17 protein-coding genes are annotated in these 14,506 nt (G+C 70.8%); 14 read left to right on the top strand and 3 right to left on the bottom strand.

The window, feature by feature from the left end; translation table 11 throughout:
- Window positions 1-45: 45 nt before the first annotated feature.
- The 3 genes from ACIBKY_RS20380 to ACIBKY_RS20370 are packed head-to-tail and all read left to right on the top strand — an operon-like array spanning window position 46 to window position 2,544.
- Window positions 46-909 (top strand): NAD-dependent epimerase/dehydratase family protein, encoded by an 864-nt coding sequence (locus ACIBKY_RS20380; RefSeq protein WP_397098221.1) that lies wholly within the window; start codon window positions 46-48, stop codon window positions 907-909.
- Window positions 909-1,763, top strand: coding sequence for an RNA polymerase sigma-70 factor (locus ACIBKY_RS20375; protein ID WP_397098430.1), 855 nt, complete (start codon window positions 909-911; stop codon window positions 1,761-1,763). The genes ACIBKY_RS20380 and ACIBKY_RS20375 overlap by 1 nt, the downstream gene beginning before the upstream one ends.
- 19 nt (window positions 1,764-1,782) lie before the next feature.
- Window positions 1,783-2,544, top strand: coding sequence for an SDR family NAD(P)-dependent oxidoreductase (locus tag ACIBKY_RS20370; RefSeq protein WP_397098219.1), 762 nt, complete (start codon window positions 1,783-1,785; stop codon window positions 2,542-2,544).
- A gap of 1 nt (window position 2,545) precedes the next feature.
- On the opposite strand, the gene ACIBKY_RS20365 is transcribed toward ACIBKY_RS20370, so the two are convergent.
- Window positions 2,546-3,169 carry a MerR family transcriptional regulator gene (locus tag ACIBKY_RS20365; protein ID WP_379625042.1) on the bottom strand — a complete coding sequence of 208 codons (624 nt, stop codon included), beginning with the start codon at window positions 3,167-3,169 and terminating at the stop codon, window positions 2,546-2,548.
- 16 nt (window positions 3,170-3,185) lie between these two features.
- Complete coding sequence (locus ACIBKY_RS20360) at window positions 3,186-4,025, bottom strand: LysR family transcriptional regulator (protein WP_397098217.1); 840 nt, start codon at window positions 4,023-4,025, stop codon at window positions 3,186-3,188.
- A gap of 249 nt (window positions 4,026-4,274) precedes the next feature.
- Between ACIBKY_RS20360 and ACIBKY_RS20355 the strand changes: the two genes are divergently transcribed.
- Genes ACIBKY_RS20355 through ACIBKY_RS20345 form a run of 3 tightly spaced genes read left to right on the top strand, consistent with a single transcriptional unit; the run spans window position 4,275 to window position 6,721 of the window.
- Window positions 4,275-5,306: an acetyl-CoA acetyltransferase gene (locus ACIBKY_RS20355; protein WP_397098428.1), complete on the top strand. Its 1,032-nt coding sequence runs from the start codon at window positions 4,275-4,277 to the stop codon at window positions 5,304-5,306.
- Between the two features lie 39 nt (window positions 5,307-5,345).
- Window positions 5,346-5,876 carry an RNA polymerase sigma factor gene (locus ACIBKY_RS20350; protein ID WP_397098216.1) on the top strand — a complete coding sequence of 177 codons (531 nt, stop codon included), beginning with the start codon at window positions 5,346-5,348 and terminating at the stop codon, window positions 5,874-5,876.
- Entirely contained in the window at window positions 5,873-6,721 is an 849-nt protein-coding gene (locus ACIBKY_RS20345; RefSeq protein ID WP_397098214.1) for a hypothetical protein, read from the top strand. The genes ACIBKY_RS20350 and ACIBKY_RS20345 overlap by 4 nt, the downstream gene beginning before the upstream one ends.
- Here ACIBKY_RS20345 and ACIBKY_RS20340 read toward each other — a convergent pair.
- Window positions 6,711-7,652 (bottom strand): N-acetylglucosamine kinase, encoded by a 942-nt coding sequence (locus ACIBKY_RS20340; RefSeq protein WP_397098212.1) that lies wholly within the window; start codon window positions 7,650-7,652, stop codon window positions 6,711-6,713. The two genes, ACIBKY_RS20345 and ACIBKY_RS20340, sit on opposite strands and share 11 nt — an antisense overlap.
- Before the next feature lie 80 nt (window positions 7,653-7,732).
- Here ACIBKY_RS20340 and ACIBKY_RS20335 point away from each other — a divergent pair, with 80 nt between their 5' ends.
- Genes ACIBKY_RS20335 through ACIBKY_RS20300 form a run of 8 tightly spaced genes read left to right on the top strand, consistent with a single transcriptional unit; the run spans window position 7,733 to window position 14,437 of the window.
- Window positions 7,733-8,602 carry a MurR/RpiR family transcriptional regulator gene (locus ACIBKY_RS20335; RefSeq protein ID WP_397098211.1) on the top strand — a complete coding sequence of 290 codons (870 nt, stop codon included), beginning with the start codon at window positions 7,733-7,735 and terminating at the stop codon, window positions 8,600-8,602.
- Window positions 8,603-9,337, top strand: a complete 735-nt coding sequence (locus tag ACIBKY_RS20330) for a sugar isomerase domain-containing protein (RefSeq protein WP_397098209.1) — start codon at window positions 8,603-8,605, stop codon at window positions 9,335-9,337.
- A gap of 12 nt (window positions 9,338-9,349) precedes the next feature.
- Window positions 9,350-10,723 (top strand): N-acetylglucosamine/diacetylchitobiose ABC transporter substrate-binding protein, encoded by a 1,374-nt coding sequence (gene ngcE / locus ACIBKY_RS20325; protein WP_397098207.1) that lies wholly within the window; start codon window positions 9,350-9,352, stop codon window positions 10,721-10,723.
- Between the two features lies 1 nt (window position 10,724).
- Window positions 10,725-11,663, top strand: coding sequence for a carbohydrate ABC transporter permease (locus tag ACIBKY_RS20320; protein WP_397098205.1), 939 nt, complete (start codon window positions 10,725-10,727; stop codon window positions 11,661-11,663).
- Window positions 11,664-11,692: 29 nt separating this feature from the next.
- Window positions 11,693-12,610, top strand: coding sequence for a carbohydrate ABC transporter permease (locus tag ACIBKY_RS20315; RefSeq protein ID WP_379625061.1), 918 nt, complete (start codon window positions 11,693-11,695; stop codon window positions 12,608-12,610).
- Window positions 12,611-12,627: 17 nt separating this feature from the next.
- Window positions 12,628-13,185 carry a GNAT family N-acetyltransferase gene (locus ACIBKY_RS20310; RefSeq protein WP_397098203.1) on the top strand — a complete coding sequence of 186 codons (558 nt, stop codon included), beginning with the start codon at window positions 12,628-12,630 and terminating at the stop codon, window positions 13,183-13,185.
- A gap of 5 nt (window positions 13,186-13,190) precedes the next feature.
- The gene (locus ACIBKY_RS20305) at window positions 13,191-14,057 is read left to right on the top strand and encodes an SseB family protein (protein ID WP_397098201.1); all 867 of its coding nucleotides are present in this window, start codon (window positions 13,191-13,193) and stop codon (window positions 14,055-14,057) included.
- On the top strand, window positions 14,054-14,437 hold the full coding sequence (locus ACIBKY_RS20300) for a hypothetical protein (protein ID WP_397098199.1): 384 nt from the start codon (window positions 14,054-14,056) through the stop codon (window positions 14,435-14,437). The genes ACIBKY_RS20305 and ACIBKY_RS20300 overlap by 4 nt, the downstream gene beginning before the upstream one ends.
- Window positions 14,438-14,506: the final 69 nt, after the last annotated feature.

Here is a 14,506-nt window from a genome sequence, read left to right as displayed (position 1 = left end):
TCCGTCCAGTAGGCGACAGTACCTGCCCTAAGACTTGGAGTGATCATGAGAGTTCTCGTCGCCGGAGCCACCGGAGTGATCGGCCGCCAGTTGGTCCCGCTGCTGGACGCGGTCGGCCATGAGGTGATCGCGGGCTCGCGGTCCACCGGTCTTGACGCGCTCGACCACGACGCGGCGGTGCGCTACGTCCGCGCGGCCGCGCCCGACGTGATCGTCAACCTGCTGACCGCGATCCCGCACGCGATCAACCCGCTCACCTTCGCGCGGGACATGGAACTGACCAGCCGCCTGCGCACCGAGGGCACCCGCACGCTCATCGAGGCCGCGCCGGGCGCGCGGATCATCAGCCAGGGTCTTGCCTACGCCTACGAGCCCGGCGACGGCCCCGCCGATGAGGAGACCCCGCTCTGGCAGAACCCGCCCGCGGAGTTCACGGCGGTCCGCGACGCCCTGATCGAACTGGAGTCGCTCACCGCGCGGGCGGGCGGCCTGGTGCTGCGCATCGGCCACCTGACCGGCCCCGGCACCGCCTACGACGCCGGCGGCTCCACCACCCGGGCGATCCTGGCCGGTCAGCTGCCCGTCGTCGGCGAGGGCGGCTCGGTCTTCTCCTTCACCAACGCCCACGACGCGGCCACCTCGGTCGTCGCCGCACTCGACCGCGACCTCACCGGCGCGCTCAACGTGGTCGACGACACCCCGGTCACCATGGCCGAGTGGCTGCCCGCGCTGGCCGCCCGGCTCGGCGCGCCGGAGCCGGCGCGGGTGCCCGTCGAGATGGCGAGGCCGGCCCTGGGCGGCTGGGGCGTGGCGTTCATGACCGGCCTGCGCGGCGCCGACAACACGCGCGCCCGGCTCCAGCTCAACTGGCGGCCCCGCCACTCGGCCTTCGTCCACGAGAAGGCATGATGCTGGGCGTGGACGCATTCGAGGAGCACCGCCCCATGCTGCTGGGGCTGGCGTACCGCCTGCTCGGCAGCATGTGGGACGCGGAGGACGTCGTCCAGGAAGCCTGGATCCGCTGGCAGGGGACCGACCGGGAGGAGGTCAGGGAGCCGCGGGCGTTCCTGGTGACCGTGGTCTCGCGCCTGGCGCTGGACCAGCTGCGCTCGGCGCGGGTCAAGCGGGAGGCGTACACCGGGCCGTGGCTGCCGGAGCCTGTGCCCGCCGCGCAGGTGGGCCCGCTCGACACCGTCGAACTGCGCGACACCGTGGCCTTCGCGACCCTCCATCTCATGGAACGGCTGACGCCGCCGGAGCGGGCGGTGTTCGTGCTCCGGGAGGCCTTCGAGCTCCCGTACCCGGAGATCGCCGAGATCGTCGGCGTGACGCAGGCCAACGCCAGGCAGATGCACCACCGGGCCTCCGTACGGCTGGCCGAGGGCCGCGACCGCTTCACCCCCACGGCCCAGCAGCACACCGAGCTCCTGACCCGCTTCATGGAGGCCGCGGCCGGCGGCGACATGGCCGCGCTCACCTCGCTCCTGCACGAGGACGTGGTCATCTGGAACGACGGCGGCGGGAAGGTGCGCGCGGCGCTCAAGCCGATCCACGGCCGGGACAAGGTCATGGCCTTCCTCAACGGCCTCATGTCGCGCTACCTGTTCGGCGAGATGCGGCTCGGCGAGACCAACGGCCATCCGGCGCTGCTCACCACGGTGGGCGGCACCGACCAGCTCGTCAGCCTGGAGATCCGCGACGGCAAGATCGTCACCATGCTCGGCGTCCTCAACCCCGACAAGCTCACGCGGATACGCCCATGATCGGCTTATAGTCGCCCGTATGGATCTCGGCATCGCGGGCAAGGTAGCACTGGTCACCGGCGGCAGCGCGGGCATCGGCCTGGCCTCGGCCAAGTCTCTGGCCAGGGAGGGCGCCAACGTCTGCGTGAGCGCGCGCAACCCCGAGCGCCTCGCGGACGCGGTGGTCGAGCTTCAGGAGTTCGGCGGCGTCGTGCACGCCGTCCTCGCCGACGTGGAGGACCCCGCGGCGGCGGCGCGGGTGGTGGCCGAGACCCGTGACGTCCTCGGGCCCGTGGACATCCTGGTGGCCAACGCCGGCGGCCCGCCCGCCGGTCGCTTCGTGGACATGAGCCTGGCCGAGTGGGACGTGGCCGTCCAGCGCAACCTCCTCGGCACCGTCCGCCTGATCCACGCCGTGCTGCCCGAGATGCGCTCGCGAGGCTGGGGCCGCATCGTCACGATCACCAGCCGCTCGGTCCGCGAGGCCCTCGACGGCCTGGCCCTGTCGAACGCCACCCGGTCGGCGGTCGCGGGCGTCGTACGGACCCTGGCCAGGGAGGTGGCCGCGGAAGGCGTCCTGATCAACAACGTCCTGCCGGGCTCGGTCGACACCGACCGCCTGCGCGAGCTGTCCGGCAGCGCCGAGAACCTCGCCGCCCGTGCCGCGGCCACGCCGATGGGCCGCATCGGCCGCCCGCAGGAGATCGGCGACGTGGTGGCTTTCCTGGCCGGCGAACCGGCCTCCTTCGTCACCGGCGCCTCGCTCCTGGTGGACGGCGGCGAGACCCACGTGATCGCCTGAATCAGCGGTTGAGGCGGCGGGCCGACTCCGATTCCTGGGCCAGGCGCCTCAGGGCGTCGAACGCCTTGCCGTACAGGACGGTGCCGAGCACCAGCGCCTCCACGGCGGCGTCGCGCGGCCCGTCGAACGGGATGGTCGCCATCTCGAACTCGCGCACGATCCGGTCGGCCGCCTCGGCGTAGGGGGCGAGGTCCGGTGTCATGCCCAGGCTGCGCATCCTGAGGAGGATCTCGGCCAGTTCCGCCCTGGGCGGCGCGTCGGGCAGCACCCGCCAGCCGTGCTCGGCGACCACCCGGTCCACCTCGGCGCGGGCGGCCTCCAGTTCGTCGCCGGGCTCGGCGGGGGAGACCTCGGGCGCGAGGGCGTAGTGGGCGGTGCCGAGCATGGTGTGGACGGGCAGGCTCTCGTCGTCCACCGCCTCGATGATCTTCTTGATCGAGGCGACCGGGAGCTTGCCCACCTCCAGCAGGGCGCGGATCAACCGGAGCCGGCGCAGGTGCGTGTCGTCGTAGTCGGCGCGCGTGGCGGAGCGCTGCTCACCCGGGTGGAGCAGGCCCTCACGCAGGTAGTACTTGATCGTCGGCAGGGCGACACCGGACTCGGCGCTCAGCTCTGAGATGCGCATCGGTAGACCATAACGTCTAACCGGAGCGTGCGAGCTGACGGGCCGCGGTGACGAGGTCGTGCACCTCCGCCTGGCGGTTCCACAGGAAGACGACCTCGATGGGCGGCACCGCCTCCGCGATCGGCACGAACGCCAGCGCCTCCGGCACGGGCGTCCCCTTGCGTACGCACAGGGTGTAGCCGGCGCCGGACGCGACCAGGTTAACGGCCAGGTCGTGGGTGGCGGCGGCAGGGCCGAGGCGGGGGTGCAGGCGGTGGCGGACGAAGCCGGACAGGAAGCGGCCGCCGTCCGACTCGGGCATGACCAGCGGCTCGGCGGCCAGGGCGGCCAGCGGCAGCGCGTCCTGGGAGGCCAGGGGGTGCTCGCGGGGGAGCAGGGCGTGGACGGCGGCGCGCTGGATGAGCGTGCGGGCCACGCCGCGCGGCAGCGTGCCGGGGGCGTAGCCGAGCCCCGCCTGCAGGCTGCCGTCGGTGATCGAGACGATCTGCTCCGCGGTGCTCATGGGCGCCACGCGCAGCCGGGGTTCGCCGGGCAGGTGGGACAGCAGCCGCGCCTGCACGTCTCCGAGCCCGTCCGCCACGCCGATGCGCAGCGCCTGGCCCTTGCCGCGGGCGGCGGCCACCGCGCGCTCGAAGGCGTCGACGGCGACGGTGGCTTGGGCGAGGAACACCTCGCCCGCCTCGGTGAGCCGCACACCGCTGGACGAGCGGGTGAACAACTCCGCGCCGATCTCTCTCTCCAGCGCCTTGAGCTGCTCGGAGAGGGTGGGCTGGGCGATGTGCAGCACGCCGGCCGCGCGGCGCAGGCTGCCGGCCCGCGCGATCGCAATGGCGTAACGCACCTGGCGCAGATCCATCCATCACCTCGTTTATCGGCTTTCATCATCGGCCTTTCATCGGATCGAGTCCCGGTTTCGTGTCGGTGACTTTTTGCGAGCATCCGGTAACCGAGCAAGCGCTTGCCTAACAACGGGCGCCCGGCTAGCGTGACGACTGTCGTCGCCCGCCGGGACGGATCGCGCCCCGGCCCGGTGGGCGGCCAGCGAGAAGTAGGGAGCCGTGACTTGCAGCCCTTCTCCGGCCGGGCGGCCGTCGCGGGCGTGGGGATGACCGCGCTCACCAGGGCCTCGGGCCGTAGCGAGCTGGATCTGGCCGTCGAGGCCGTCCGGGGCGCCTGCCGGGACGCCGGGATCGAGCCCGCCGAGGTCGACGCGCTGCTCAGCTACCATATGAACGACTCCGTCCCGGTGGTCCAGGTCGCCAGGGCCCTCGGGATCGAACGGCTGGGCTGGCACAACGACATCGCCGGTGGCGGCACTCAGGCCGCCTCCATCCTGGGCGACGCCGCGATGCTGATCCACTGCGGTATGGCACGAAATATCGTGATCTATCGGGCACTGAACGGCCGCTCGGGCAAGCGGCTCAACGTCGCCTCCACCGGACCCCAGGAAGAGCTCACCCGCCGGTACGGCATGGCCGGCCCCATCCCCCTGTTCGCCCTGGCCGCCACCCGCTACCTCCACGACACCGGCCTGACCGAGGAGCACCTGCACGCCGTCGTCGCCCAGTCGCGCGCCAACGCCGCCACCAACCCGCGTGCCCTCCGCCGAGAACCCCTGACCTGGGCGGACTACCAGGCCATGCCGTACGTGTGCACGCCCCTGCGCACGGCCGACTGCTGCCAGGAGACCGACGGGGCCTGCGCCCTGGTCGTCAGCGGCGTACTCGCCGGCCCGCGCGTCCACGCGGTGGTGCGCGGCGGCGGCCCGGGGTGCTCGGCCATGGACCGCGCCCCCGACGTCGGCGCGATCTTCTCCGAACACGTCGCCCCGATGCTGTGGCGGGCCTCGGGGATGAAGCCGGCCGACGTGGACGCCGCGCTTCTCTACGACGCCTACTCGTGGCTGGTGCCGAGGCAGCTGGCCGACTTCGGGCTGGCGGAGGATCTGGACGGCTACCTCCTGGAGCGCCGCCACGCCTGGGTGAACCGGCACGGCGGCCTGCTCTCCGAGGGGTATGTGCACGGGCTCAACAACGTGGCGCAAGCCGTACGGGAGCTGCGGGAGGACCGTGAGGTGGCGCTGGTGACGGGCTTCGGCGGCTCCTACGGCAGCGCCGCCCTCCTGACCTCCGCATAAATCCTGAAATGCTCGGTCCATCCCCGACATGGACATGATGTGAGCACCCAAGCCGACCGGTTCGCCGCGATCTACGCGGCGACCTACGAACAGATCCTCGGCTACGCCATGCGCCGCTGCGAGATCCCCGAGGACGCGGCGGACATCGTGGCCGAGACCTACGCGACCGCCTGGCGGCGCGCCGACCGGCTGCCGGACGGCGACGAGGCCCGCCTGTGGCTGTACGGCGTGGCCCGCAACACCCTCGCCAACCACCGCCGCGGCCAGCTCCGCAGGCAGCAGCGCAGCGCCGAGCTGAACGTCGACCTCGCCGACCTCTACTCCCGCACCCCGGAGACCTCGGTCGAGCTGGGCACCATCGCCCGCACCTTCCGCGAGCTGAACGCCGACGACCGCGAGCTGCTCTCGCTGGTCGCCTGGGAAGGACTCGACCACGCCCAGCTCGCCACGGTCCTGGGCGTGTCCCGCAACGCGGTCCGCATCCGCCTGCACCGCGCCCGCAAGCGGTTCTCCCGCGCCCTGTCCAAGGCCGGAGTGACCGCCCACAACCTCGCGATGGAGTCAGCGTGAACGAGTTGCGGCAGCTCGCCAAGGTGGGCGACGAGGATCTCGCGGGTCAGGCGTACGGCGCGGGGGCGCGGGCGCTGCTGGCCTCGATCATCGCGGAGGAGCCGGTGCGGGAGCCGCGGCGCCGGCCGTGGAAGCGCCTGGCCGCGGCGGGCATGGTCATCGCCGCGCTGGCGGCCGCGGCCGTGCTCGGCCCGAGCATTCTCCACACGTCCGGCGGCGCCACCTCCTACGCCAACGCGGCCATGGACATCAAGCTGGAGAACGGCATGTGGGTCGCCAGGATCAAGGACCCGTTCGCCGACCCGGCCAGGTACGAGGAGGCCTTCCACGCCGTCGGACTCGAGGTGAAGCTTCTGCTCCAACCCGCCTCGCCGGACATGGTGGGGGACATCTTCCAGCTCGGCAACGGCGGCGACGGCGGCGGGAGGGGGCCGAGCAGCATCGCCATCGACAGCGTCCCCAAGCACTGCAAGGTCACCGCCCCGGACTGCACGATGGTGCTCACGCTGTCACCGAACGCGTCCGGAGCGTGGATCAAGGCCGGCCGCCCCGCCAAGGCGGACGAGCCCTACGCCAACAGCAGCCCCGCCACGGAAGAGGGCGGCTCGCTGGCGGGCTACGAGGTTGAAGACAAGCAGGTGAGCGAGGTCGTCGCCGAGGCCGGGCGGCGCGGGCTCAAGGTCGTCTACCAGATCGTCAAGCCCAGTCCCGACGGCGGGCACTCCATGAACCCCGAGCGCCAGTCCGACCCGGTCGGCCAGGACTGGTGGGTCTGGGCCGCGGAAGAGGCCCAGCTGGGCGTGGTCCGCCTCCTCGTCAGCAAGGAGCACGTGGTCAGGCAGTAGCCACGAACCTCCCGTGCAGCTCAGCGGCCCGTGACCCGAGCAGGTCGCGGGCCGCCAGCCACGCCGCCGCCCCCGCCGCGTCCCGCGCCGTGCGCACCGGCGTGTCACCCAGCAGTTCCCGTACGGCCTGCCGCACCGGCCCCGGGTTGGTGAGCACGCTGCCGGCCAGCACCACGGGCCCGGTCGTGTGCACGCGGCGCACGGTGGCCACCAGGTGCCCGGCCGCCTCGCGGGCGATCTTCACGGCCATCGGATCGCCCGCCGAGGCGGCCTGGCTGACCAGGGCGGACAGCGCGGCCAGGCACATGTGGTCGGCCTGCGCGAGCCGTACGATCCGGTCGGCGGTGGCGCGCGGGGTCGCGCCGCGTTCGGCGCCGAGGAAGTGCGTGAGGACCAGTTCGGACAGCTCTCCGGCGGGCTCGCCGCGGTCGAGGCCGTGCACGACGGCCTTGGCGGCGGCGCGGCCGATCCAGAAGCCCGAGCCCGCGTCGCCCAGCAGCCAGCCGAGCCCGTCGGCGATGACCGACTGGCGATAGCCGGAGATTCGGGCGGCGATCGCCCCGGTTCCGGACAGCAGCAACGAGCCTTCCGAGGCGGGTGATCCGGCGACGTAGCCGATCGCCACGTCGCCGATCATCTCGGGTGCCCGGGGGATGCCGTGCTCGGCCCAGAGCCGGGCGAGTTCGACGTCCATGACGTCCTGCTTGCCGGCGATGCCCGCCAGCGAGCCGACCACCGCGGTGGCGTCCGCCGAAGCCAGCGCCTCGCGCAGGGCGGTGGCGATGTTGGCCACCGCCTTCTCCGCGCCGTGGGCGGAGGGGTTGCCCGCACCGGCCCGCGCGTAGCCGACGCGCTCGCCGTCGAGCGTGTGGACGGCGACGCGGGTGGAGGTCGCGCCGGCGTCCACGCCGACGACCAACGAATGAGTCACGGTCCCGATTTTGGGTCTTGACTCGACCGGGAAGCAAGAATAATTTTCGCCGGAAGACCGAGTATTCGGAAGGAATATTCGTGACTTCAGGGGCCCTTGGGCGCGTTGAGACAGAACTGCCGGGATTGCCGGAAGCGCTACGCCGCGTGGGCGAGGTGATTCTGGGCGACCCCGCCGAAGCCGCGAGGTCCACGATCATCGCGCTGGCGGAACGGGCGGGCAGCTCGCCGGCGACCGTGACCAGGTTCTGCCGGGCCTTCGGGTTCTCCGGCTACGCCGAGCTGCGCGTGGCGCTGGCCACCGAGACCGGCAGGGCCGCGCAGGCCGGCTGGGGCGCGGGCGTCGGTCACGAGATCGGGCCCGACGACCCGCTCGACACGGCCATCGAGGTCATGGCGGCCGCCGACACCCGGCTCATTCAGGACACCGCCGCCCAGCTCGACCTCGGCACCGTCGCCCGCGTGGCCGACGCGATCGTCGCCGCCCGCCGTGTCCTCCTGGTCGGCGTCTCCACCAGCGGTAACGTGGCGACGATGTTCGAAGGCAGGTTACGCCGCATCGGGATACCGGGCTGGAGCGCGTGCGACGCGCACGTGGCGCTGTCGGACGCGGCCCTGCTCGCCCCGGGCGACGTGGCGGTCGGCATCAGCCACCGCGGGCGTACCCGCGAGGTGATGGAGGCCCTGGTCGAGGCGTCCGGCCACGGGGCGCTGACGGTGGCGGTCACCTCGTTCGCCCGCTCGCCGCTGGCCGACCTGGCGGACCTGGTGCTCACCACGGCCAGCAGGGAGACCACGTTCAGGCTCGGCGGGCTGGCCGCCGTCCACTCGCAGCTCTTCGTCCTGGACGCCGTCTACGTCGCCGTCGCCCAGCGCACCTACGAACGCACCAATGAGGCCTTCGAGCGGACGATCAGCGCGGTCGAGAGCCACAGAGTCGAGAGAGGCTGAATGTCGTACGCAACACAGGTCCTGGACCTGGCCACGTCCGTGATCTCCCGTCAGGAGCACCAGGTGCGCCAGGCGGCCAGGCTCATCGTGACCTCGCTGCGCGGCGGCGGCGTCGTCAACGCGTTCGGCTCCGGCCACTCCGAGGCCATCGCGATGGAGATCGCCGGACGGGCCGGCGGCCTCGTGCCCAGCAACCGCCTCAGCCTCCGCGACCTCGTCCTGTACGGCGGGCAGCCCGTCAGCGTGCTCACCGGCGAACTGGAGCGCGACCCGGGGATCGCCCAGCAGATCTACGACCTGGCGCCCGTGGAACCGCAGGACGTGTTCGTCCTGATCTCCAGCTCCGGCGTCAACGGCACCGTCGTCGAGCTGGCCAGGATCGTCAAGGAACGCGGGCACACGCTGATCGCCCTCACCTCGATCGAGCACAGCAGCGCCATGCCCTCCCGGCACCCGTCCGGGCGCAAGCTGCTCGACCTGGCCGACGTCGTGCTCGACAACGGCTCGCCGTACGGCGACGCCATCCTCGAACTGCCCGGCGGCGGCACCTACGGCGCCGTCTCGACGGTCACCTCCGCGCTGCTCGCGCAGATGGTCGTCACCACCGCGGTCGAGGAACTGGTCGCGCTCGGCGAGACGCCCCCTGTCTACCTGTCGGTCAACGTGACCGGCGGGGACGAACACAACAAGGCACTGGAGAGCCGCTACGCAGGTCGCATCAGACGCGGAGCATAAGGAGTCATAGCAATGTCTGACACCCCCCAACTTTCCCGGCGCCAGCTCTTGCGCAGCGCCGCCCTCGTTCCCGTCGCCGGGGCCCTGGCCGCGTGCGCCACCCCGGCGCCCCAGACGCCCGCGAGCACCGCGCCGGGCGCCGCGAAGGCACTGGAGGTCTGGATCTTCGACGGCGGATTCGGGCACAAGTACGCCACGGACATCCACCAGCCGCTGTTCAAGACCAAGTATCCCGACGTGGCGATCAAGCACAACTTCACCAAGGAGATCACGAAGGTCCTGCAGCCGCGCTTCGCCGGCGGCAACCCGCCCGACGTGATCGACAACTCCGGCGCCAACGCCATGGACTTCGGCGCCCTGGCCCAGGACGGGCAGTTGCAGGACCTGACCCCGCTGCTGGACATGGAGAGCTGGGACGACCCGGCGGTCAAGGTACGCGACACACTCGACCCGGCCGTGATCGAGATCGGCACCTACGACGGCAAGTTCTCGGTCGTCGGGTACGTGAACTACATCTACGGCATCTGGTACTCGATGAAGGCGTTCAAGGAGAACGGCTGGGAGCCCCCGAAGACCTGGGACGACTTCGTCAAGCTCTGCGAGACGATCAAGAAGTCCGGCAAGATGGCGCCCTTCACCTACGCCGGCAAGCACCCCGGCTACGCCCTCGACCCCATCCTCGTCACGGCCGCGAAGATCGGCGGCAAGGAGATCCTGCTCAACCTCGACAACCTCGAGGACGGCGCATGGAAGGCCGAGGCGCTCAAGGAGTCGGCCACCCGCTGGGCCGAGATCGGTGCCAAGTACCTCATGGAGGGCACCGCCGGACTCGACCACGTGCAGACCCAGACCGCGCAGAACAAGTACCAGGTGGCCATGCTCCCCTCCGGCTCCTGGCTGGAGAACGAGCAGCGCACCACCACCCCGCCCGGCTTCGACTACGCGATGTTCCCCGTCCCCGACGTCACCGGCTCCGACAAGCTCCCGCACGGCGCGCTGCACACGCAGCCGGGCGAGAACTTCATCGTCCCGGCGAAGGCGGCCAACGCCAAGGGCGGCATGGAGTACCTGCGGGCCATGCTGTCGAAGAAGGCCGCGGGGGAGTTCAGCCAGCTCGTCTCCACCGTGCCCACCGTCAAGGGCGCCGGAGAGGGCCTGCAGCTGTCGACCGGCGTCAAGAGCGCCTCCGACGCCTACGCCGCCGCCGGGGAGAACACGGTCTACTTCCGGTGGAACGCCTGGTATCTGCAGCTCAAGGACGAGAGCGCCGCCGCCACCGGCGAACTCATGAGCGGGCGGCTGACGCCCGACAAGTTCCTGGAGCGCATGCAGAAGAAGGCCGACGAGATCAAGGGCGACTCCTCGATCAAGAAATTCAAGCGCTGACATGGGAGTTCCGGCCGCAGCGGTGCCGTCGTGGTTTCAGCGGCACCGCCGTACCCTCTTCATCGGCTCCTTTCTCGTCGCGCCGGTGGCGCTCTACCTGATCTATGTGATCTCGCCCTACATCCAGGCGTTCCAGATCTCGCTGACCGACTGGCGGGGTGTGTCCGGCACGCCGAACTTCATCGGGCTGGACAACTACCGGCGGCTCTTCGACGACAGCGTCTTCTGGAAGGCGGTCACGCACAACGCGGCGCTGCTGGTGCTGCTGCCGGTCGTGACGATCGTCCTCGCGCTGTTCTTCGCCTTCCTGCTCAACGTGGGCGGGGCCAAGGGCACCAGCGGGATCGCCGGTTCCGGCTTCTACCGGGTGGTGTTCTTCTTCCCGCAGGTGCTCGCCGTGGCCGTGGTCGCCGTGCTGTTCCAGCAGGTGTTCAGGCCCGACGGCAGCGGCATGCTGAACGGCCCGCTGATGGCGCTCGGCGTCAAGCCGATCGGCTTCCTGTCCGATCCCGGGATCGCCTTCTGGTCGGTGCTCGGCGTCATGGTCTGGCAGGCCGTCGGCTTCTACGTCGTGCTGTTCTCGGCCGGGCTCGCCTCGATCCCGAACGACATGTTCGAGGCCGCGCAGATCGACGGCGCCGGGCGGATCAGCCTGTTCTTCCGCATCACGCTTCCGCTGCTGTGGGACACCGTCCAGGTGGCCTGGGTGTACCTGGGCGTCCTGGCGCTCGACGTGTTCGCCATCGTGTGGGTCATGACCGACCAGCACGGCGGCCCCGACTTCTCCACGACCGTGATGGCCGCAGAGATCTACCGCAACGCCTTCCAGTACTTCAGGTTCGGCTATGCCTCCGCGCTCGGCGTCATCATGTTCTTCTTCACCGTCGGCTTCGCGATCCTGTCGCTGCGGCTGTCCCGGCGTGAACGGATCGAGTATTAGCGGAAAGAGTATTAGCGAAAAGAGTACTAATGACAACGCTGATCTCATGGACGGTCGCGAACTCCCGCAAGATCGCCCGGAAGGAGCGCAAGCGGCAGCTCGGCCCGCTGTCCGTGCTGACCCACCTGGCGCTGCTCATCTGGACCGTCCTCGTCGTGGTGCCGATCGTGTGGACCTTCCTCGCCTCGGTGAAGAGCGAGGACGAGATCTTCGGCGACGCCTGGTCGCTGCCGGCCTCCCTGCGCTGGGACAACTTCGCCCGCGCCTGGGAGCAGGCCAACATCGGGCAGTACATGCTCAACAGCGTCGTGGTCGTCTCCTTCAGCACGTTCGGCACGATGCTGATCGGCTCGATGGCCGCGTACGTGCTGGCGCGCTACCCCTTCAAGGGCAACCGGGCCATCTACCTGATGTTCGTGTCCGGCCTGGCCTTCCCGGTCTACCTGGCCCTGACGCCGCTGTTCTTCGTCGTGCAGAACATGGGCAACGTGCCGCTGGTCGGCCCCTTCATCGGCCTCAACACCCATGCGGGGCTGGTGCTGGTCTACATCGCGTACTCGATGCCCTTCACGATCTTCTTCCTGGCCGCCTTCTTCCGTACGCTGCCGACGGCGGTGGCCGAAGCGGCCCTGGTGGACGGCGCCTCGCACACGAGGGTCTTCTTCCAGATCATGATGCCGATGGCCAGACCCGGGCTCATCAGCATCACGATCTTCAACGTGCTGGGCCAGTGGAACCAGTACCAGCTGCCCCTGGTGCTGCTGCAGGAGCGCGACAAGTGGGTGCTCACCCAGGGCATCGCCGACATCTCCACCGCCGCGGGCTACGACCAGGACTGGGCCGCCCTGTTCGCCGCCCTGACCCTGGCCATCCTGCCCATGCTCGTCGTGTACACGGTCTTCCAGCGCCAGATCCAGTCGGGGCTGACGACGGGCGCGCTCAAATAGCGGGGATCATGGGGTGCATGACTTCGGCATGGACGGGCGAGCGCGTACGGCTGCGCGCCATCGAGCCCGAGGACTGGGCGGCGTTCAAGGAGTTCGACGAGAACTCCGAGGACCAGAGCAACGGCGACCGCCTCCTCCCGCCGCGCTCGGCGGAACGGGCCAGGCAGTGGGCCAAGGAAGTGGCCGAGAAGGACCAGGACCCCGACACCCTGCGCCTGGCGATCGCCGAGCGGACCGGCGGGCAGCCGGTCGGCACCATCAGCACCCACGCCGTGGACCCCCACCACGGCACCTTCGAGTACGGCGTCGCCGTCGGCCGCGCCCACCAGCGCCACGGCTATGCGGCCGAGGCCGTCGTCCTCCTGCTCAGGTACATGTTCGGCGAGCGCCGCTACCAGAAGTGCGACGCCACCGTCTACGCCTCCAACGCGGGCTCGCTGGCGCTGCACCGGCATCTCGGCTTCACCGAGGAGGGCCGCCGCCGCAGGGGCCGCTTCCACCAGGGGCGCTACGACGACATCGTGCTGTTCGGGATCACGGCCGAGGAGTTCGGCGAGCGGCACGGGCTCGGATGACGGTGGTGGAGGAGTCTTTCGAGGAACGGCTCCGGGCGGCGTTCGAGGAGAGGCGTACCGCGCTCTGCCTGAGCCTGCTGAAGGACGCCGACCTGGCGCTGCCGATGTCGCGGGCGGCCTTCGAAGGCACCGAGCCGATCGTGTGGCCGACCGCCGAGGCGGACGGGCGTACGTGGGTGCTGGCCTACACCTCGCCCGAGGCCATGGCCACCGGGTTCGGCCAGATCACCGAGCACTTCCGCGTCGTCTCCATGGTCGAGCTGGCCGCGGGCTGGCCCGACCCGCACTGGGGGCTGGCGATCAACCCCGGCCTGGCCGTCAACTTCAACCTGGAGTCGGGCACCGTCGCCAGGCTGGCCGTGCCCACCCTGGCCCAGGACCTGGCGCTCGCGCCGGAATCGGGGGTGCCGGTGGTGCAGAAGCTCCTGCACCCGACCGAGATCCACGCGCTTCTGACCGACCGCGAACCCAGGGTCTCCGGCTACTGCCACCACGCCCTCGACGTCTCGCACATCGCCACGCCCGCCGTCCTGGCCGACGCGCTCGCGCAGCCGGGCTTCCTCACCTCCGAGGGCACGCTCAACCTGCTGCGCTGGCGGCCGGTCGGCCTGGAGATGTACCGCACGCCGTACGGGGGGACCGACGAGGCGCGGCGCGAGGCGGTGGCCGGGTGGGTCGTCGAGGAGCCGCCCTTCGTCGGGCTCGGCCTGGTGCCCAACCGCGACCAGGTGATCCGCGAATACAAGGTGTACGGCGTGGCCCTCACCCACGGCGCGGAGATCTGGGAGCTGACCACCGCCGGAACCGAGGTCCGGCGCGCGGTCTACCACGGCGACCTGGGCCGGTGGTTCGCGATCGGGCGGGCCGCGTGAGCGGCTACCGGGCGCGCTGGCGCGGCGCCGACTACCCCGCCAGCCCCGACGCCACCGCCCTGGAGGTCTGGGTACGGCTGCGCCGCGAGGAGCCCGCCGAGGGCTTCACCGAGATCGAGCCGGGCTGCCACGTCAGGATCGTGCCCGCCGCCGAGTGCGAGGCCCTGTGGGCGGTGTTCACCGTGTGCGCGTGGGGCGGGCGGGAGTTCCTGGTCCGCGACGAGCGTGAGGACGCGTTGCTGCTGGAGTACCTGGGCGGCTCGGCGCCGGAGGCCGTGGCCCTGGGGATGGAACGCGCCGAGCGCGGCGTCTACCGGCGCTGGGTCCCCCGTGCGGAAACGGGCGAACCTCTCGAACAGGCACTCGACATCAGCCCATGAGCGCCGGATTTTTTCGCCCGATCTTGTCGAATGGTGTTCATGTGTCGGAAACTACCTCTTAACACCTGT

Origin of the sequence: Nonomuraea sp. NPDC050394 (assembly GCF_044459065.1) — a bacterium.
Taxonomy (GTDB): Bacteria; Actinomycetota; Actinomycetes; order Streptosporangiales; family Streptosporangiaceae; genus Nonomuraea.
Note: the sequence above shows the minus strand (reverse complement) of the source record. Positions and strands in the feature narration are given on the sequence as shown.

What these genes read in the sequence shown, in the direction of transcription:
- ACIBKY_RS20380 (WP_397098221.1), top strand. Translation starts at nt 46, where the DNA reads ATGAGAGTTCTCGTCGCCGGAGCCACCGGAGTGATCGGCCGCCAGTTG.
- ACIBKY_RS20375 (WP_397098430.1), top strand. Translation starts at nt 909, where the DNA reads ATGCTGGGCGTGGACGCATTCGAGGAGCACCGCCCCATGCTGCTGGGG.
- ACIBKY_RS20370 (WP_397098219.1), top strand. Translation starts at nt 1,783, where the DNA reads ATGGATCTCGGCATCGCGGGCAAGGTAGCACTGGTCACCGGCGGCAGC.
- ACIBKY_RS20365 (WP_379625042.1), bottom strand. Translation starts at nt 3,169, where the DNA reads ATGCGCATCTCAGAGCTGAGCGCCGAGTCCGGTGTCGCCCTGCCGACG.
- ACIBKY_RS20360 (WP_397098217.1), bottom strand. Translation starts at nt 4,025, where the DNA reads ATGGATCTGCGCCAGGTGCGTTACGCCATTGCGATCGCGCGGGCCGGC.
- ACIBKY_RS20355 (WP_397098428.1), top strand. Translation starts at nt 4,275, where the DNA reads ATGACCGCGCTCACCAGGGCCTCGGGCCGTAGCGAGCTGGATCTGGCC.
- ACIBKY_RS20330 (WP_397098209.1), top strand. Translation starts at nt 8,603, where the DNA reads ATGTCGTACGCAACACAGGTCCTGGACCTGGCCACGTCCGTGATCTCC.
- ngcE (WP_397098207.1), top strand. Translation starts at nt 9,350, where the DNA reads ATGTCTGACACCCCCCAACTTTCCCGGCGCCAGCTCTTGCGCAGCGCC.
- ACIBKY_RS20320 (WP_397098205.1), top strand. Translation starts at nt 10,725, where the DNA reads ATGGGAGTTCCGGCCGCAGCGGTGCCGTCGTGGTTTCAGCGGCACCGC.
- ACIBKY_RS20315 (WP_379625061.1), top strand. Translation starts at nt 11,693, where the DNA reads ATGACAACGCTGATCTCATGGACGGTCGCGAACTCCCGCAAGATCGCC.
- ACIBKY_RS20310 (WP_397098203.1), top strand. Translation starts at nt 12,628, where the DNA reads ATGACTTCGGCATGGACGGGCGAGCGCGTACGGCTGCGCGCCATCGAG.